This is a genomic window from Bordetella genomosp. 7, assembly GCF_002261415.1.
Taxonomy (GTDB): Bacteria; Pseudomonadota; Gammaproteobacteria; order Burkholderiales; family Burkholderiaceae_B; genus Bordetella_A.
Window position 1 is genome coordinate 106,362 of record NZ_NEVI01000023.1, and the last position, 18,314, is coordinate 124,675.

The 18,314-nt window shown below is 66.4% G+C and carries 17 protein-coding genes and 1 riboswitch; of the genes, 10 read left to right on the plus strand and 7 right to left on the minus strand.

The window, feature by feature from the left end:
* Positions 1-78 precede the first annotated feature (78 nt).
* The 5 genes from metF to CAL18_RS17415 form a co-directional block, all read right to left on the minus strand.
* The gene (gene metF / locus CAL18_RS17395; protein ID WP_026640727.1) at positions 79-927 is read right to left on the minus strand and encodes a methylenetetrahydrofolate reductase [NAD(P)H]; all 849 of its coding nucleotides are present in this window, start codon (positions 925-927) and stop codon (positions 79-81) included.
* 12 nt (positions 928-939) lie between these two features.
* Positions 940-1,275 (minus strand): phage holin family protein, encoded by a 336-nt coding sequence (locus tag CAL18_RS17400; RefSeq protein WP_026640728.1) that lies wholly within the window; start codon positions 1,273-1,275, stop codon positions 940-942.
* Between the two features lie 118 nt (positions 1,276-1,393).
* A complete protein-coding gene (gene ahcY / locus CAL18_RS17405) occupies positions 1,394-2,812 on the minus strand; it encodes an adenosylhomocysteinase (protein WP_094797550.1) in 1,419 nt (472 codons plus the stop codon).
* Positions 2,813-2,910: 98 nt separating this feature from the next.
* Positions 2,911-3,030, minus strand: a riboswitch (S-adenosyl-L-homocysteine riboswitch).
* A 58-nt stretch (positions 3,031-3,088) separates the two neighbouring features.
* A complete protein-coding gene (locus CAL18_RS17410) occupies positions 3,089-4,141 on the minus strand; it encodes a glycosyltransferase family 4 protein (protein WP_094797551.1) in 1,053 nt (350 codons plus the stop codon).
* Positions 4,142-4,230: 89 nt separating this feature from the next.
* The gene (locus tag CAL18_RS17415) at positions 4,231-4,476 is read right to left on the minus strand and encodes a DUF1289 domain-containing protein (RefSeq protein WP_026640731.1); all 246 of its coding nucleotides are present in this window, start codon (positions 4,474-4,476) and stop codon (positions 4,231-4,233) included.
* Positions 4,477-4,634: 158 nt separating this feature from the next.
* Between CAL18_RS17415 and CAL18_RS17420 the strand changes: the two genes are divergently transcribed.
* Genes CAL18_RS17420 through CAL18_RS17430 form a run of 3 tightly spaced genes read left to right on the plus strand, consistent with a single transcriptional unit; the run spans position 4,635 to position 8,231 of the window.
* Positions 4,635-6,824, plus strand: coding sequence for a TonB-dependent receptor (locus CAL18_RS17420; RefSeq protein WP_094818409.1), 2,190 nt, complete (start codon positions 4,635-4,637; stop codon positions 6,822-6,824).
* Between the two features lie 10 nt (positions 6,825-6,834).
* Positions 6,835-8,001 (plus strand): PepSY-associated TM helix domain-containing protein, encoded by a 1,167-nt coding sequence (locus tag CAL18_RS17425; RefSeq protein ID WP_094818560.1) that lies wholly within the window; start codon positions 6,835-6,837, stop codon positions 7,999-8,001.
* Positions 7,998-8,231: a hypothetical protein gene (locus tag CAL18_RS17430; RefSeq protein ID WP_094818410.1), complete on the plus strand. Its 234-nt coding sequence runs from the start codon at positions 7,998-8,000 to the stop codon at positions 8,229-8,231. Before CAL18_RS17425 ends, CAL18_RS17430 begins: the two co-directional genes overlap by 4 nt.
* A gap of 4 nt (positions 8,232-8,235) precedes the next feature.
* Here CAL18_RS17430 and metK read toward each other — a convergent pair whose 3' ends face one another.
* On the minus strand, positions 8,236-9,399 hold the full coding sequence (gene metK, locus CAL18_RS17435; protein WP_026640733.1) for a methionine adenosyltransferase: 1,164 nt from the start codon (positions 9,397-9,399) through the stop codon (positions 8,236-8,238).
* 274 nt (positions 9,400-9,673) lie between these two features.
* Between metK and CAL18_RS17440 the strand changes: the two genes are divergently transcribed.
* The 5 genes from CAL18_RS17440 to xerC are packed head-to-tail and all read left to right on the plus strand — an operon-like array spanning position 9,674 to position 14,077.
* Positions 9,674-10,552 carry a lysophospholipid acyltransferase family protein gene (locus CAL18_RS17440; RefSeq protein ID WP_094818411.1) on the plus strand — a complete coding sequence of 293 codons (879 nt, stop codon included), beginning with the start codon at positions 9,674-9,676 and terminating at the stop codon, positions 10,550-10,552.
* Positions 10,545-11,435 (plus strand): lysophospholipid acyltransferase family protein, encoded by an 891-nt coding sequence (locus CAL18_RS17445; protein ID WP_026640735.1) that lies wholly within the window; start codon positions 10,545-10,547, stop codon positions 11,433-11,435. Before CAL18_RS17440 ends, CAL18_RS17445 begins: the two co-directional genes overlap by 8 nt.
* A gap of 21 nt (positions 11,436-11,456) precedes the next feature.
* Positions 11,457-12,371, plus strand: a complete 915-nt coding sequence (gene dapF, locus CAL18_RS17450) for a diaminopimelate epimerase (RefSeq protein WP_094818412.1) — start codon at positions 11,457-11,459, stop codon at positions 12,369-12,371.
* A gap of 12 nt (positions 12,372-12,383) precedes the next feature.
* Complete coding sequence (locus CAL18_RS17455) at positions 12,384-13,058, plus strand: DUF484 family protein (RefSeq protein WP_094818413.1); 675 nt, start codon at positions 12,384-12,386, stop codon at positions 13,056-13,058.
* Between the two features lie 41 nt (positions 13,059-13,099).
* A complete protein-coding gene (gene xerC / locus CAL18_RS17460) occupies positions 13,100-14,077 on the plus strand; it encodes a tyrosine recombinase XerC (protein ID WP_094818414.1) in 978 nt (325 codons plus the stop codon).
* Between the two features lie 137 nt (positions 14,078-14,214).
* Here xerC and CAL18_RS17465 read toward each other — a convergent pair whose 3' ends face one another.
* Positions 14,215-16,266, minus strand: coding sequence for a TonB-dependent receptor domain-containing protein (locus CAL18_RS17465; protein WP_094818415.1), 2,052 nt, complete (start codon positions 16,264-16,266; stop codon positions 14,215-14,217).
* Between the two features lie 134 nt (positions 16,267-16,400).
* Between CAL18_RS17465 and CAL18_RS17470 the strand changes: the two genes are divergently transcribed.
* Together CAL18_RS17470 and CAL18_RS17475 are read left to right on the plus strand one after the other, a co-directional pair.
* Positions 16,401-16,913 (plus strand): Fur family transcriptional regulator, encoded by a 513-nt coding sequence (locus CAL18_RS17470; RefSeq protein WP_026640740.1) that lies wholly within the window; start codon positions 16,401-16,403, stop codon positions 16,911-16,913.
* Positions 16,914-17,207: 294 nt separating this feature from the next.
* On the plus strand, positions 17,208-18,314 hold the full coding sequence (locus CAL18_RS17475) for a CobW family GTP-binding protein (protein WP_094797557.1): 1,107 nt from the start codon (positions 17,208-17,210) through the stop codon (positions 18,312-18,314).

The following is an 18,314-nucleotide window of genomic DNA, read 5'->3' on the forward strand; positions in this document are numbered from 1 at the left end:
GCCGCCCACAGGGGGCGGCGCGAAAGAAATAGCCATTTGACGCAGGGCCCCCCAACTCGGGGCGGGCCGGATGGCCTGTTAGGCGGGCAGGTCGAGTTCGCGCCAGATGGCCAGGGGAGCCTCGGCGTGATTCAAGGTATAGAAATGCAGGCCAGGCGCGCCGTTGTCGAGCAGCGTCTGGCACAGCTCGCCCACCACATCGACGCCGAAGGCGCGGATGGACGCCTTGTCGTCGCCGAACTCGGCCAGCCGCAGCCGGATCCAGCGCGGGATCTCGGCGCCGCACATTTCCGAGAATCGCACCAGCTGGTTGTGGTTGGTAATGGGCATGATGCCCGGCACGATGGGTATCTTCACGCCCTTGGCTTGTGCACGATCGACAAAATCGAAGTACGCGTCGGCGTTGAAAAAGTACTGTGTAATGGCGGCGTCGGCGCCGGCGTTGACCTTGGCCACGAAGTGATCCAGGTCGACCGACGGGCTGGCGGCCTGCGGATGCATTTCGGGATACGCGGCCACTTCGATGTGGAACGTGTCGCCGGTCTGCGCACGGATGAACGCAACCAGGTCGGCGGCGTAGCGCAGTTCTCCGGGGTCGCCCCCCATGCCCGAGGGCAGGTCGCCGCGCAGCGCCACCAGGCGGCGCACGCCCTGTTCGCGGTACGCCGCGAGTATGTCGCGCAGGCTGTCGCGCGTGGCGCCAATACACGACAGGTGCGGCGCGGCATCGCAACCCAGGTTCTGCAGCATGCGCACCGTATCGGCCGTGCCGGCGCGGGTAGAGCCGCCCGCGCCGAACGTCACGCTGACATAGCGCGGCTGCATGGCCAGCATCTGCTTGGCCGCGCGCACCAGGCGCTCTTGGGCGGCGATGTCGCGCGGCGGGAAAAATTCCAGGCTCAGTGCAGCGGTAGTTGAGGCGGTCATCAGAAGAAGAAATCAGGGAATCAGGCGCGAAAGCAGCCCGGAAATGATGCTGTACAGAATGGCGCCCGCCACGGCCCACCAGAAGCCGTTGACCTGAAAGCCTCGCAGGATGGAACCGGCCAGCCAGAACAGCAGCGCGTTGAGCACGATCAGGAACAGGCCCAGGGTCACGATCGTGATGGGCAGCGTCAGCAGCACCAGCACCGGCTTGACCAGCATGTTCAACAGACCCAGCACCAGCGCGGCGATCAGGGCCGAGCCAAAGCTCGCCACCGCGATACCCGGAAGCAGGTAGGCCACGGCAAGCAGGGCAATTGCGTTCAGGATCCAGACGAGTATCAAGGTCATTGCGATCTCCGGTTAAGCGCCAGAATGACGGTGGGCCGCCCAGGTGGGGCCGCCTAGGTGGGGCCGCCCAGGTGGGGCCGCCGCGCCACCTGGCGCGGCCTGCCTATTGTGCTACAGATCAATAACGATAGTGCTCGGGCTTGTAGGGGCCTTCTACCGGCACGTTGATGTAGCTGGCTTGCTCCGGACGCAGCTCGGTGAGCTTGGCGCCCAGTTTCTTCAGGTGCAGGCGCGCCACTTTTTCGTCCAGATGCTTGGGCAACACATACACTTGGCCGCGCACGTAGGCGTCGTTACGCGTGAAGAGTTCGATCTGCGCGATGGTCTGGTTGGCAAACGACGAAGACATCACGAACGACGGGTGGCCCGTGGCGCAGCCCAGGTTCACCAGCCGGCCCTTGGCCAGCAGGATGATGCGCTTGCCATCGGGAAACACCACGTGGTCGACCTGCGGCTTGATCTCTTCCCACTGGCAGTCGTCCAGCGACGCCACGTCGATTTCGTTGTCGAAGTGGCCGATGTTGCACACGATGGCCTGGTCTTTCATGGCCGCCATGTGCTCGCGCGTAATGACGTGGTAGTTGCCGGTGGCGGTGACGAAGATGTCGGCATGAGGCGCGGCTTCTTCCATGGTGACCACTTTGTAGCCTTCCATCGCGGCCTGCAGCGCGCAGATCGGGTCGACCTCGGTGACCCACACCTGGGCGCGCAGCGCGGCCAGCGCCTGGGCGCAGCCCTTGCCCACGTCGCCATAGCCGGCCACGACGGCGATCTTGCCGGCCACCATGACATCGGTGGCGCGCTTGATGCCGTCGACCAGCGACTCGCGGCAGCCATACAGGTTGTCGAACTTGGACTTGGTGACCGAGTCGTTCACGTTGATCGCGGCAAAGGCAAGCTCGCCCTTTTGCGCCATCTGGTACAGGCGGTGCACGCCAGTGGTGGTTTCTTCGGTCACGCCGCGAACTTCGGCCAGGCGGGTCGAATACCACTTGGGGTCGCGCGCCAGCGTGGCCTTGATGGACGCAAACAGCACGCGCTCTTCTTCGCTGCCCGGCTTGGACAGCACCGAGGCGTCTTGCTCGGCCCGCGCACCCAGGTGCAGCAGCAGCGTGGCATCGCCGCCGTCGTCCAGGATCATGTTGGCGTGACGGCCTTCCGGCCATTCGAAAATGCGGTGCGTGTACTGCCAGTATTCTTCGAGCGTTTCGCCCTTGACCGCGAATACCGGCGTGCCGGTGGCGGCGATGGCCGCGGCGGCGTGGTCCTGGGTGGAGAAGATATTGCACGACGCCCAGCGCACTTCGGCGCCCAGCGCCTTCAGCGTCTCGATCAGCACGCCGGTCTGGATGGTCATGTGCAGGCTGCCTGCGATGCGCGCGCCCTTCAGGGGTTGGCTGGCGGCGAATTCCTCGCGGATGGCCATCAGGCCCGGCATCTCGGTTTCGGCGATGGCCAGCTCGCGCCGCCCCCAGGCGGCCAGCGACAGGTCGGCAACGTGATAATCAGCAACGGCTTGGTCGGAAACTGCGTTCATGTGTGTACTCCGGTAAATATTCAACGGCAACGCGCGTCGCGGGCGGCCGACGGAAGCACGGATCATGGAAAGCGCGCCCGCCTTTATCGACCCTGCGACAAAGGTGAGCGCCGTTGCTGGACGCCGCCCGGGGCGGCGCCTGGTGAGATTCCTGAGCCTGGCGATCCGGCCGCCCGCGTGTGCGGCAGCCATGGATCGTCGCAGCGCTCCTCAGGACTGGCTGAATTGTACCGGGTGCAGGCGGGCGCGCAACACTGCGCGGCCGCCGGCCGTAGTTCACGCCGGGCTGGCGGGATGCGCCGCGGCGCCACCGTGGGCCGCGGCGGCCGGCGTCAGCGGCGCCAGGGCGGCCAGCAGGTCCTGCGCCACGCTTTCCCAGGTGCGCTTGAGCGCCCCTTCGCGCACCCCGGCACGGTCCAGTTCCAGGGCCTGACGGCAGGCCATGCCCAAGTCATCATTGACAAAGCCCGTGGCCCCGGCGTCTATCACGGCACGCGGCGCTTCGGAATGAAAGGCGGCCACCGGCGTGCCGCAGGCCATGGCTTCCAGCATGACCAGGCCGAACGTGTCCGTCGTGCTGGGAAACACAAACACGTCAGCGGCCGAGTAATAAGCCGGCAGCTTGTCGTCGGTCTGCATGCCCAGGAAATGCGCCTGGGGGTACGCCTGGCGCAGGCGCGCCTCGTCGGGGCCTGCGCCGATCACCACTTTGCTGCCCGGCAGGTCCAGCGACAGGAAGGCGTCCAGGTTCTTCTCGCGCGCCACCCGCCCCACGCTCAGGAAAATGGGCCGCGGCAGGCCGGCGAAGGCGTCGCGGCGCCCCGGGCGGAAGTGTGCCGCGTCCACCCCGCGCGACCACACCCGCAGGTTGGCCAGGCCGCGGGCGGCCACGATGTCGCGCACCGTGGGCGTGGGCACCAGCACGCAGGCCGAAGGCCGGTGAAACCAGCGCAGATAACGCCATGGCAAGGCGGACGGGATCCCCATGCGCGCCTGCAGGTAATCCGGAAACATCGTGTGAAATGACGTGGTGAACTGCCAGCCGCGGCGCAGCGCCAGGCGGCGCGCGGCCAGCCCCAGCGGGCCTTCGGTGGCGATGTGCAGCGCATCGGGCACGATGTCGCCCAGCACGCGGCGCAGCTGCCGGCCGGGCGCCACGCACAGGCGCAGTTCGGGCTCGGACGGCGCGGGCACCGTGCGCGCACCCGTGGGGCTGACCACCAGCAGTTCGTGGCCCCACAGGGTCAACAGGCGCTGCATGGTGGTCCAGGTGCGCACCACGCCGTTGACCTGCGGGGGCCAGGCGTCGGTAACAAGCACGATCCGCATGGGATCCTCCGGACACGGAAGTCGTCGATAACCGGATTTAGCCTGCGGTATGTGACCGGGCCAAGACAAAGGCGCCGTGCGCCCGTCGGTCAGCCTTTGCGGCGCGGGTATCCCTGCGCGCGGATACGCTGCCAGACGGCCTGCTTTTCGTCGTCGGTCATGAAGACCCAGTTGGACACTTCGGCGGCCGTGCGACCGCAGCCGCGGCAGATCTCGTCGAACAGGGTGGAGCAGACGGCCACGCAGGGCGAATCGGTAGCGGTAAAGGCCTGTCGGGAAGCGTCGGCGCAGACAGCATCGGGGGCGCCGGCGCCCTTGGAAGGGGTGTTGCTCATGCGCGGCAGCTTAACACCCCTGCTATGTCCCCTATTGGGATATCCCTGCCGCCGGGGCGGTCTGCCGGCGCCGCCGCTCGCAGCGACACAGGGAAATTCCCGTAGTAATTATTATTGCGAATTATTATCATGTCGCTTTTTAATTACGGGGGTAGGAAGTGGACGACATTTCCCAGGGTAATCCGGGCCGGCCAAGGCGGCTGACCGCGATCAGGCACGTGCTGGCAGGCGGCGCGGCGTTGTACGCTGCCGCGCTGTCGGCGCAGGGCGCCGATTCCGCCAGCGCCCCCGCCGTGCTGCCCACGGTCACTGTCACCGGCGCGCCGGTCGCCCTGGACGAAGCGCCCGCTGCCATCGCAGGCGGGCAGATCGGCGCCGGCGCCCGCATGGGCATCCTGGGCAACACGTCGGTCATGGACACGCCCTTCAGCGTCACCAGCTATACCGCCCAGACCATAGAAAACGAACAGGCGCGTTCGGTGGCCGATGTGGCCACCATGGACCCGTCCGTGCGCATGGGCAGCGCCCGGTCGAACATCAACGAAGACCTGACCATCCGCGGCTTCTCGGTGCCCACGTCGGACTTTGCGTTCAACGGCATGTTCGGCCTGACGCCCTACTGGCGCGCCCCGGTAGAAGCGCTGGAACGCATCGAAATCATCAAAGGTCCATCGGCGGCGCTGTTCGGCATGACTCCGGGCGGCAGCGTGGGCGGCGTCGTCAACCTGGTTCCCAAGCGCGCGACCGACGAACCCATTACGCGGCTGACCGGCAGCGTGATGTCGGATTCGGTATTCGGGGTGCATGCAGACATCGGGCGCCGCTTCGGGCCCGACAACGCGTTTGGCATACGCGTAAATGCAATGATGCGCGACGGCGATACGCCCATCAAAGACCAGTCGGCACGTGACGCGCTGGGCTCGGTGGCCCTGGATTACCGTGGCAAGGCCCTGCGCGCGTCGCTGGACCTGCTGTGGCAGAAGGAACACATCGACAACGTGGTGCGGCAGTTCCAGCTGGGCCCGGGGCTGGACGCCATTCCCAAGGCGCCTGCCGGAAAGAACCCCTATCCGGGCCTGGGCTGGAGCGACGGCCGCAACGGCTCGGGCGTGCTCAAGGTGGAATACGACCTGACGGATCACCTTACCGCGTATGCCGGCTATGGCCAGCGCAAGCTGGACTGGGATGCCATTGCGGCCAACCCCGTCCTGCTGAATTCGCAGGGCGATTATTCGTATTTTGGCGGCTGGCAGCGCATGACGGTAGACAGCAAGTCCACCGAACTGGGCTTGCGCGCCCATTTCAATACCGGCCCTGTCAGCCACAAGGCGGCGTTCAGCTACACCCGGCTCGACCAGGATTCCAGGCTGGGGTTCTACACCGGGTATCCGGGCGGCACGTCCAATATCTATTCGGGCGATGTGTTCGACACGCCGTCGACGGCGGGCATCGATAACCCGCTGAACCGCTATCAAAGCACCCGGCTCACCAGCTACGCGCTGGCCGACACCATGGGATTCATGCAGGATCGCCTGCAGTTGTCGCTGGGCGTGAGGCGCCAGCAGGTAGAAGGCCAGAACTACAACTTCACCAACGGCGAGCCCAGCGGCCCCCGCTACGATAAAAGCGCCACCACGCCGTTTGCCGGGATCGTGTTCAGATTGCGGCCCGATGTATCGCTGTATGCCAGCTATGTCGAAGGCCTGTCGCAAGGCGATACCGCTCCGACCAGCGCCGCCATCACCAATCCCGGCGAAACGCTGCCGCCGTTCAAGTCCAAGCAGAAAGAAATCGGCGTCAAGTTCAGCCCGAGCGACAGCACACTGGCCACGCTCGCGCTTTTTGAACTGACGCGCCCCAGTTCCGGGATATCCGGCAATACGTTCGGCGAGTACGGCGAGCAGCGCAATCGCGGGGTCGAGCTTACGTTCGCCACCGAAGTGGCGCGCGGGGTGCGCCTGCTGGGCGGCGCAAGCTATATCGATGCTGTCATCACCGAAGCGGTATCGCCGGACCTGCAGGATAACCAGGCCATCGGCGTGCCCGACTGGCAGTTCAACCTGGCTGCCGAATGGGACACGCCCTTCGTGCCGGGCCTGACGCTGCTGGGCCGCGTCGTGTACACGGACAGCAGCTACGCCGACGCGGCCAACACGCTGTCGCTGCCCAGCTGGACCCGCTTTGACGCGGGCGCGCGCTACGAAACCCGCGTCAGCGGCAAGCCGGTGACCTTCCGCTTCAACGTGGAGAATCTGTTCAACAAGAACTACTGGGGCACCTCGACCAGCGGCTACCTGTTCGTCGGCAACCCGCGCACCTACACCTTGTCGGCGAGCATCGCTTTCTAAGGACATGACGATGTCCACGCAAACCTGGTCCTGGATACACAAGTGGAGCAGCCTGGTCAGCACGGCGTTCCTGCTGCTGCTGTGCATCACCGGCCTGCCCCTGATCTTTCACGAAGAGATCGAGCATATGGCCGGGGTGGTAGAGGCGCCCCCGATGCCGCCCGGCACGCCCTACGCCAGCCTGGACCGGATCGCACAGGCCGCCCACGAGCGCCGCCCCGGCGAGGTCATCCGCTATATGTTCTGGGACCAGGACGAGCATCCCGACCTGACCTATGTGTCCATGGCCCGCGCCTTGGACGCGCCTCCCGATGAAAACAACGCCCTCATCGTCGATTCGCGCACGGCCCGGGTGCTGGACGAGCCGGCCACCGACGAGGGGTTCATGTACATCATGCTCCGGCTGCACACCGACATGTTCGCCGGACTGCCGGGCATGCTGTTCCTGGGCGCGATGGGCCTGCTGATGGCGGTGGCGATCGTGTCGGGCGTGGTGCTGTACTACCCGTTCATGCGCCGGCTGAAATTCGGCGCGCTGCGCGCCGGGCGCAGCGCCCGCATCAAATGGCTGGACTGGCATAACCTGCTGGGCATCGTCACCGTCGTCTGGCTGCTGGTGGTAGGCGTCACCGGCAGTATCAACACCCTGAGCCGCATTGTGCTGGGCGTATGGCAAATGGACCAGATGGCCGAGATGACAGCGCCCTACCGCGGCCTGCCGCCCGTGACACAGCCGGCCCACCTGCAGGCGTCGCTGGAAACCGCGCGCGCCGCCGTGCCCGGCATGACGGTAAGCCTGGTGGCATTTCCCGGCACGATGTTTTCCAGCCCCCACCACTACACGTTCTTCATGAAGGGCAGCACACCGGTGACCTCGCGCCTGCTCAAGCCGGCCCTGGTCGATGCATCCACCGGCGCGCTGACCGACTCGCGTGAGATGCCGTGGTACGTGAAGACACTGTTCCTGTCGCAGCCGCTGCATTTCGGCGACTACGGCGGACTGCCCTTGAAAGTGTTGTGGGCCATACTGGATATCTTCACGATAATCGTGCTGGGCAGCGGCCTGTACCTGTGGCTGCGCAAGCCCACGGCGGCGGCCTCGCGCCACAAGGCCGGCGACGCGCCCGACTTCGCGGATGCGATGCAGGACGCCGGCACACAAGAGGCCGCGCGATGAACCGCAATGCTACGCATACCCGTACCGACCATGCGCAGTCGGCGCGCGGGGTGTTTCGCGTGCCGGTATGGCTGGGCCTGGCGTCTATCGTGGGACTGCTGTCGGCGCTGTTTGGCGACGGCGCATGGGACGGATTGTCCTGGCTGACGATGCTGGCGCCGGTGGCGGCAGTATGCTGGGCGTGGGGCCGGCGCCTGACTCCCGCGAGGGGTGCCGGGCGCCAGCCGTAGTGCGTCAGGCTGCTTGCTTCAAGGCCTGGGCCTTGTCCACCGCTTCCCAGGTGAACTCGGGTTCGGCGCGGCCGAAGTGCCCATAAGCCGCCGTCTTGGTGTAGATGGGGCGCAACAGGTCGAGCATATTGACGATGCCCTTGGGGCGCAGGTCGAAGTGCTCGCGCACCAGCTTGGCGATCTGGTCGTCCGGGATCACGCCGGTGCCTTCGGTGTACACCGTGATGTTGATGGGTTCGGCCACGCCAATGGCGTAGCTGACCTGCACCTGGCACTGGCGCGCCAGACCGGCCGCCACGATGTTCTTGGCGACGTAGCGCGCCGCGTAGGCGGCGGAACGGTCGACCTTGGACGGATCCTTGCCCGAGAACGCGCCGCCGCCGTGGGGGCAGGCCCCGCCGTAGGTGTCCACGATGATCTTGCGGCCCGTAAGCCCGCAATCGCCCTGCGGCCCGCCAATGACAAAGCGGCCGGTGGGGTTCACCAGGAACTTCGTGCGCGGGGTGATCAGGCCGTCCGGGAAGCTGGGCTTGATGATGTCTTCGATGACGGCCTCGTGGATGGCCGACTGGGAAATCTCGGGCGAGTGCTGCGTGGACAGCACCACCGTGTCGACTTCGACCGGGCGGCCGTCAACGTAGCGGAAGGTGACCTGCGACTTGGCGTCGGGGCGCAGCCACGGCAGGCGGCCGTCTTTGCGAAGTTCGCTCTGGCGCTGCACCAGCCTGTGCGCATACCAGATGGGCGCCGGCATCAGGTCGGGCGTTTCGTCGCAGGCATAGCCGAACATCAGGCCCTGGTCGCCCGCCCCCTGGTTCAGGTAGTCTTCAGAATTGCGGTCGACGCCCTGGGCGATGTCGGGCGACTGCTTGTCGTAGGCGACCAGCACCGCGCAACCTTTGTAGTCGATGCCGTAGTCGGTATTGTCGTAGCCGATGCGGCGAATGGTGTCGCGCGCCACCTGGATATAGTCGACGTTGGCCTTGGTGGTGATTTCGCCGGCCAGCACTACCAGGCCGGTATTGCACAGCGTTTCAGCCGCCACGCGCGCGTGCGGATCCTGCGTGAAAATGGCGTCGAGAATGGCGTCGGAGATCTGGTCGGCCACCTTGTCCGGGTGCCCTTCCGACACGGATTCGGAAGTAAAGAGAAAATCGTTATTGGCCACGGATGCGTCCTTACGAAACCGGCGTAGCCGGCACACAGGGTTGACGAGGCGCGTAGCGCCCCGGATCCGAACCTGCCTGTGACGATCTGGGCGCGACGCTTTAGCGGATTTTGCCCGATGCGCAGCCTGCGCCCCGGGCGTCGCCCCGCAAGTTGTCGGTTAACTCGGCGACTGCGGGCATTTTAGGCGAAAATGCCCGCTTCATGCAGACCGCCTGAATCTATCGATATACCGTTGCGCGCGCCGCGCGTGCCCCTGCCGTTGTTACTGTTGCATGCTGCTTGCCCTGTTCCGCGCCGTCGCCCTGATCCCCCTGCCCGTGCTGCATGCCCTTGGCCGCGCGGTGGGGCTGCTGGTTTACGCCATTCCGGGGCGCTACCGGCAGCGGCTGCGCGCCAACGCGGCGCAGGCGGGCTATCCCGATGCGGCATTCGCGCGCCGCGCGGCCGCCGAGACCGGCGCCATGATGGCCGAAATGCCCAAGGTATGGTTTAGCAGCGCCGAAGCCCTGTCCAAGGCCGTGTCCGACAGTTTCCAGGTAGCGCAGGCCGCGCGCGACGCGGGCCGCGGCATCCTGTTCCTGACGCCGCACCTGGGCTGCTTCGAGATCACCGCGCGCTACATCGCGGCGCGCGGCACGCCCATGACCGTCATGTTCCGCCCGCCGCGCATGCCGGCGCTGGCGCCGCTGCTGGATTCCGCGCGCAATACGGCCGACATGAAAGCGGTGCCCGCCACGATGCAGGGTGTGCGCGAATTCGTGCGCGCCCTGCGCCGGCACGAATCGGTAGGGCTGTTGCCCGACCAGGCGCCCGGCGAGGGCGAAGGCGTGTGGGCGCCGTTCTTCGGGCGCATGGCGTACACCATGACGCTGCCGGGCAAGCTGGCGGCACAAACCGGCGTAGCCGTCATCGTGGTGGCGGGCGAACGCCTGCCGCGCGGACGGGGCTGGCGCCTGCACTTCGAACAAGTGCCCGAGCCGCTGCCCGCCGATGCGCAAGGGCAGGCGGCGCTGTTCAACGCCGCCATGGAAAAGCTGATCCGCCGCATCCCGCATCAGTATTTGTGGAGCTACAACCGCTACAAGACGCCGCGCGGCGCGCCACCGGCCCCGCGCGCAGATGCCACCGACACCCCCGCCGTACATGACTGACTTCAAGACGCGCGCGCTGGCCGCGCTGTTTGCCTGGTTTGGCCGCATGCGTCCGGCCACTCGCCAACGCGTGGGCGCGGCGCTGGGCTGGCTGGCGCCTCGGCTGGCCCGATCGCGGGCGCGCATCGTGCGCATGAATCTGCGGCTGTGCTTTCCCGACGAGCCCGAGGCCTTGCGCGAACGCTGGCTGCACGAGCATTTCCGCGCCCTGGCCCAGACTATCGTCGATCGCGGCGTGCTCTGGTATGGCACGCCCGAGGCCGTGCGCGAGATGGTTACCCAAACCGGCGCCGAACGCATCAACGCGCTGATCGCCGAAGGCCGCCCGGTGTTGCTGCTGGCGCCGCACTTCGTGGCCCTGGACGCGGCCGCCACGCGCCTGACCATGGAAGTGCCCAGCAGCGCCACCATGTACACCCCGCAGAGCGACCCATCGGTGGATGCCATCGTGAGCCGGGGCCGCGCGCGGTTTAACGAAGTCTTCCTGGTCAGCCGCAAAGACGGCGTGCGCGAGCTGATCCGGCACCTGCGCGCGCCGCGCCCCGTCTACTACCTGCCCGACATGGATTTCGGCCGCAACGGCGCCGTGTTCGTGCCGTTTTTCGGCGTGCCGGCCGCCACGCTGCTGGCAACGGCTCAGCTTGCCCGCAAATGGGATGCGGCGGTGTTGCCGGTCATCGATTTCTGGGACCCAGCCACCGGGCGCTACCACGTCGAAGTGCTGCCGGCGCTCGACGACTTTCCTGGCGAAGGCTCGCTCGAAGACGCCACCGCCAGGCTCAACCGCGAGATCGAGGCCTGGGTCCGGCGCTGCCCCAGCCAGTATTACTGGGTGCACCGGCGCTTCAAGACGCGGCCGCTGGGCGAAGCCAAGTTCTACTAGACCCGCCACCGCCGCGCAGTAATGGGCGATAATCCCCAGATGATCTGGAACTTCACCAAAATGCACGGGGCCGGCAACGACTTCGTCGTGCTCGACGGCGTGCGCCAGGCCATCGCCATGACGCCCGAGCGCGCCCGCGCGCTGGCCGACCGGCATTTCGGCGTGGGCGCCGACCAGATCCTGCTGGTCGAACCCGCCACCGTGCCCGACGCCGATTTCCGCTATCGCATCTTCAATGCCGACGGCTCCGAAGTCGAACATTGCGGCAACGGCGCGCGCTGCTTCGTGCGCTTTGTCCACGAACAGGGGCTGTCCAGCCGCAATCCGCTGCGCGCGCAGATCGCCACCGGCGTGCTGATACTCGACGAAGGCGCAGACGAACAAGTCACCGTCGACATGGGCGTCACCCGGTTCGACCCCGCCGCCCTGCCGTTTGACACCGCCGGCCTGGCCAGCACCGCGCAAGGCGACGATACGCTTTGGCACCTGGATCTGCCCGGCGCCCCGGCAGGGCTGCCGCGCAATGTCGCGGTATCGGCCGTGGCGATCTCCAATCCGCACGCCGTGCAGCAGGTCGACGACGTCGACACCGCGCCGGTGGCGGCCATCGGCCCCCTGGTCGAACAACATCCCCGGTTTGCGCGCCGCGTCAACGCCGGCTTCATGCAAGCGGTCGACCGCCACACCATCCGGCTGCGCGTCTACGAGCGCGGCGCGGGCGAAACGCTTGCCTGCGGCACCGGCGCCTGCGCGGCGGTGGCCGCCGGCATCCGGCGCGGCCTGCTCGATACGCCGGTGCGGGTGCATACGCGCGGCGGCACGCTGACGGTCGACTGGAACGGCGAACGGCTGCGCATGACCGGCCCTGCAGCTTCCGTCTATACCGGCCAAGTCGACATCGACAAACTGGTTTTTTCCATGGCCCTTGGCCGCTGATCCCACGCCCTCATGACCGATACCGCCTTCACCGCCCAGGACGTCGCGGATTTCCTGCAGAACCATCCCGAATTCTTCGACCAGCATGCCGACATCTTCGCCACGCTGCAGGTGCCGCACCCGCATGGCGCGCGCGCCATTTCGTTGGGCGAACGGCAGATCCTCACCCTGCGCGAGCGCAATCGCGAACTCGAATGGCGCCTGAACGAACTGACCCACTACGCCGATTCCAACGAAGCGATCGGCGAACATGTGTCGCTGTGGTGCAGCCGGCTGCTGGGTGAATCCGAACCACAGCGCCTGCCGGGCGAGATCGCCCTGGGCCTGGCCGAGCAGTTCGACTTGAATCACGTCGCGCTGCGGCTCTGGAACCTGCCGGGCCAGCCGCCCACCGGCTATGGCGAACCGGTATCGGCCGACGTGCACGCATTTACCGACAGCCTCAAGGCGCCTTATTGCGGCACCGACACAGGTTTCGAGGCAGTCGGCTGGCTGGATGCCAAACCGCAATCCGTGGCCCTGATCCCGTTGCGCCTGGACGCCGACCAGCCCAGCGTAGGCCTGCTGGTGCTGGGTTCGGACGACCCGGAGCGCTTCAGCCCCGACATGGGCACGGTGTTTCTCGAAAACATCGGCAGGCTGGCCTCCGCCGCGCTGCGCCGTCTGGCCGCGCCCGCCCAGCCCTGACTCCACCGGGCCGCCGCCGGCATGCACCACCCGTTGCCATCATGACCCGCGCCGGCCCTGCCTTGCCAGCCCTGTCGGCGCCGCTGGACGATTGGCTGCATCACCTGCGTACGCAACGACGTTATTCCGACCATACGCTGGACGCCTACCGGCGCGACCTGGCTCAGCTCGCGGCGCTGGCCCAGGCGGCGGGGCTGCCCCTCGAGAGCCTGGGCAACGGCCATATCCGCCAGTTTGTGGCGCGCCTGCATGCGCAAGGCCAGGGGCCGCGCAGCATCGCCCGCACACTGGCTGCGTGGCGCGGTTTCTATCAATGGTGGGCGCCTGCGGCAGGCCTGGCGGGCAACCCCGTGGCCGGCATACGCGCGCCCAAAGCCGCGCGCGCGCTGCCCAAGGCGCTGTCGGTCGAACAGGCGCAGGCCCTGCTCGACCATGACGCCGCTCGCCTGACCACCGACCCGGCCGGCCTGCGCGATCACGCCATGTTCGAGCTGCTGTATTCCAGCGGGTTGCGGTTGTCCGAGCTTGTGGGCCTGGACCTGCGCTACGAACGCACCGCTACATATGAATCGCGCGGCTGGCTGAACCAGGCCGACGCGGAAGTCGTGGTGCTGGGAAAAGGCAACAAGCGCCGCACCGTGCCGGTGGGGCAGGCCGCCCTGGCCGCCTTGTTGCGCTGGATAGAAGTGCGGCCGCAGTTGGCGGCGGCCAACGCGGCCGAACCCGACGCGGCGGCCTTGTTCGTGGGCGCGCGTGGGCGCCGCATTTCCCCGCGCGTGGTGCAGTTGCAGCTGGGCAAGCTGGCGTTGGCCGCCGGCCTGCCTGCGCACGTGCATCCGCACGTACTGCGTCACAGTTTCGCCAGCCACGTGCTGCAATCTGCACAAGACCTGCGGGCCGTGCAGGAACTGCTCGGCCACGCCAATATCTCGACCACACAGGTCTATACGCGGCTGGATTTCCAGCACCTGGCCAAGGCGTACGACCAGGCCCACCCCCGCGCCGGCCGGAAGTCGTAACCCACACCGCAACGGCACACCGTACGCAAGCGCAATCCGGGGGTGTCTGACACCCTACGGGAGTCAGACACCTGGTTAGTGCGAGACACCTGACGTTAGTGCGCAAGAGGGGCGGGCATCTGACACCGATCCTGCCGTCAGTAAGTCACGCGAAGGCCAAGCAGCACGCTGCGCCCAGGCAGCGGCGCGGCCTTGGCAATGAATGACGCGTGGTTGTAGGCCAGTTTGTCCAGCAGGTTCGTTCCGCGCAGATACACATCGTACGCCGCGCCGTCTGCCAGCTTGCCACCATAGCTGACCACGGCATTGACCATGTCATAGCCTGGCGTGCCGGATTCATACGCCGCCAGGTCGTCCTGGCGGAACACATGAGCGTATTCCACCCCGCCCGACCACTGACGCCACGTTGCATCTGCGCGCAATCCCAGCCGGGCCGCCGGAATGCGCGGCAAATTTCCGTGGCCGCCGGTGAGCTTGCCGCGCACATAGTCGCCAAACACCGCCGCTGAAAACACCTTGCTGAACTGGTGGCGCACCTCGCCTTCCAGGCCGGTGAACTCCGCGTCGCGCTGCGAATATTCAATTAGCCGGAAATCTTCGTACTGGTCCAGCGTGTTGGCGTAGATGTAGTTCCTGACCCGGTTGTGAAACGCGCTGACGCTGAATGTCGTATCGCCCGCGTGCTTGCGCAGGGTCAGGTCGATGTTGTGCGAAGTTTCCTTGCCCAGGTCCGGATTGCCGATCTCGTAGGTATTGGTCGCCAGGTGCACCCCATCCGCGTACAGCTCCTGCGCGGTGGGCAGGCGCTGCGAACGCGACAATGACAACGCCACGGCATACTGCGGCGCGAAATCCCAGATGGCGGCGGCCGACACCGATGTCGCCGACTGGCTGGAGCGCGGCTGCCCGCCTTCCGGAGAAATGCGCTGCCAGTCCTGACGCGCACCGACTTCGAACCGCCAGTCGCCCCAACGGTATTCTTCCAGCAGGAACACGCCGGTCGATTGCGTGTCGCTGCGCGGCAGGAACGCCTCTTCGCCCTCGGCGCTGAAGTCACTGTAGGCATTCTGGATACCCAGCACCCCGCGCCATCCGTGTACCGGCTTGTGCTCCAGTTCCAGGCGGGCGTCGTAGCCACGATTCTTGAACGTGGTGCCCACCACGCCCCCTTCAATTTCCTTGTGCTGGTAGTCGGTCAGCCCGGCGCGCAGGCGGATCTTCTCGAATCCCGGAAACGGATCGGTGTACTCGGCGCGCAGGTCCAGCCGGTTGCTGCGCAACTTGGTGTAGGGCGCGGCTTCGTCTTCGTCGTGGTCATGGTCGTGATCGTGGTCGTCATGGCCATGCCCGCCGCAATGCAGGTGCGTGCCGTGCGGGTGGCAACCTTCGTATTCATGATTGTGGCCCGGCAAGCCGTACTTGCTCTCCAGGTAGGTGTAGGCCACCCCCACATAGCCGCGCGGGGTTATCCACGACAGGCCTACCGTCCCCTGCGAGGCCCGGCTGTACGAGCCGGCCAGCTCGCCGCCCGGCCAATCGGGCACGTCGTAGTCGCTGGTGCGGCGCTTCAGGCCTTCGATGCGCACGGCGAACTCGTCTTTGCCGGCGGTAATGCCCACCACACCAGCACGTTCGCCGGTGCCCGTGGCGCCCCGGACTTCGGCCTCGGCCTGCACACCGCGTTCGGGCACCACGGTGGGGATCTTGCGATCCAGCACATTTACCACCCCGCCTATCGCGCCGCCGCCATACAACAGCGTCGCCGGCCCGCGCAGCACCTCGATGCGGTCGGCCAGCAACGGCTCTACCGTCACCGCATGGTCGGGCGAGATGCCCGAGGCGTCCATGACTTCCGAGCCATCGGACAGCACCTTTACCCGCGGCGCAGTCTGCCCCCGTATTACCGGCCGGCTCGCGCCCCCGCCGAACGTGTCGGAATGAATGCCCGGCAGGCCGCCAAGCGTGTCGCCCAGGGTGTCCTGGCGACGCTCGAACAGGGCCTGGCCGTCCAGCACCACGGCCGGCTGCGCCATGCTGAGCGTGTCCAGCCCCAATGCACTGGCCGACACCGTAATCGGCGGCAGCGTAGCCGCTTCGGGCGGCTCGGCCGGCGCCTGGCGCGCCTGGACTACCGGGTATGCCAGGCCCAGCACCAGCCCCGCGGCCAGCGGCAGGGGTCGTATCTGCATCGCATTCTCCTAACGTTATAACATTACATTTAGGGAATGATATAACATATCGATTTTGTCGGAAACGCGCCGCCGCCCCCGCCAGGTCAGTTTTCTGATACCTTCCGGGGATCGCCCGCCTGGCTTGCCGCGTAATGCCCGCTACTTCCCGCCCTTCCCGCGCCGATTCCGTCGACGAGCAGCTTCGCACTGCGGAATCCCTGTGCGAGCAGCGCGGGCGCCGGCTGACCCCCATACGCCGCAAGGTGCTGGAACTCTTGCTGCGGCACGGCCGCAGCCTGAAAGCCTACGAATTGCTCGAGGCGATGCGCGCGGTGCATCCCGGCGCCGCGCCGCCCACCGTGTACCGCGCGCTCGACTTCCTGGTAGAAGAAGGCCTGATCCACCGGCTGGACGCGGTCAACGCCTGGACAGCCTGCCACGACGCGGCCGGCGCGCCGCATGACCTGCTGGTGGTATGCACCGGGTGCGGGGCGGTAGCAGAAGTCAGCGACCCCGCCATGAGCCGTCAACTGGCCGAACGCGTGGCGCGCACAGGCTTTACGCTGGCCACTCACGAAACCGAAATCCGGGCCCTGTGTCCGCAGTGCCAGCAAAAATCCCAGGCCGAGCCGCGCGGCGCCCATCATCACGGGCACGCCCACTGAATCGTGTTGTTTCAAGTGTGACGGCGCATCGTCGATGCGCGTCGCCGCAGCCGGCCTTTTGCCGGGCTCGCGCGGCCAGGGCTTGATATCCGGCAATTCATCCCCATATAACGACATCCAGCAGATTACAGCCGCGTTTTTCCGCGTTCCTGCGCAGGGCGCGGGTGGGGTTGGTCCGGGTTTGCCCCCCTGCCCCGACTGTGCTGTAATCCTGCGTCCAGCCGCAACTGCGGCCCCGTTGTCCCCGCCAAGTGGCGCCCCATGCGCCCGCAGGCTTTTCGCCGTCGACTTGCCATGAATACGCAGCGCAGTTTGGACAAAATGGTCCCCGTCACGATCCTCACCGGCTTTCTCGGTGCCGGCAAGACCACCCTGCTCAAACGCATTCTTAGCGAATTCCATGGCCGCCGCGTCGCGGTCATCGAAAACGAGTTCGGGCCCGAAGGCATCGACAACGACCTGCTGGTGCAAGACACCAGCGAAGAAATCGTCGAACTCAGCAACGGCTGCGTCTGCTGCACGGTGCGGGGCGACCTGATGCGCACGCTGGGCGACCTGCGCGCCAAGCGCCAGGCCGGCGAACTGAACTTCGAACGCGTCATCATCGAAACAACCGGCATGGCCAACCCCGGCCCGGTGTGCCAAACGTTCTTCATGGACGACGAAATCGCCGAGTACTACCGGCTCGACGCGGTCATCACGGTGGTCGACGCCAAGCACGGCATGGCCACGCTCGATGCGCAGGAAGAAGCCCAGAAGCAGGTTGGCTTCGCCGACCGCATCCTGGTGTCCAAGAAAGACCTGGTCAACGACGCCGACTACGAAGCGCTGCGCGCCCGGCTGGTGCGCATGAACCCGCGCGCGCCGATTTCGCCGGTCAACTTCGGCGAAGCCGACCTGAAGTCCATCATCGACATCAGCGGCTTCAACCTGAATTCCATTCTCGACATCGACCCGGATTTCCTGGCCGACGAACATCCCGACGCGGCGCACAGCCACGCCCATGGCCACGATCACGGCCACGACCACGATCATGACCACGATGGCGAATGCGGGGATCATTGCCATCACGAACACCACCATCATCATCACCACCACAACGACGAAATCGGCGCGTTCGTGTTCCGCTCGAACAAGCCGTTCGACCCGGCCCGCCTGGAAGAATTCCTGGGCGGCGTGGTGCAGGTGTACGGCCCCGACCTGATGCGCTACAAGGGCATCCTGTACATGAAGGGCATCAACCGGCGCATGCTCTTTCAGGGCGTGCACATGATGATGGGTGCCGAACCCGGCAAGCCGTGGACCGCGGCCGAGAAGCCTTCTACCAAGATGGTCTTCATCGGACGCAAGCTTCCCCAGGAGATTTTCACCCGGGGTCTGGAGCAGTGCCTGGCGGGCTAA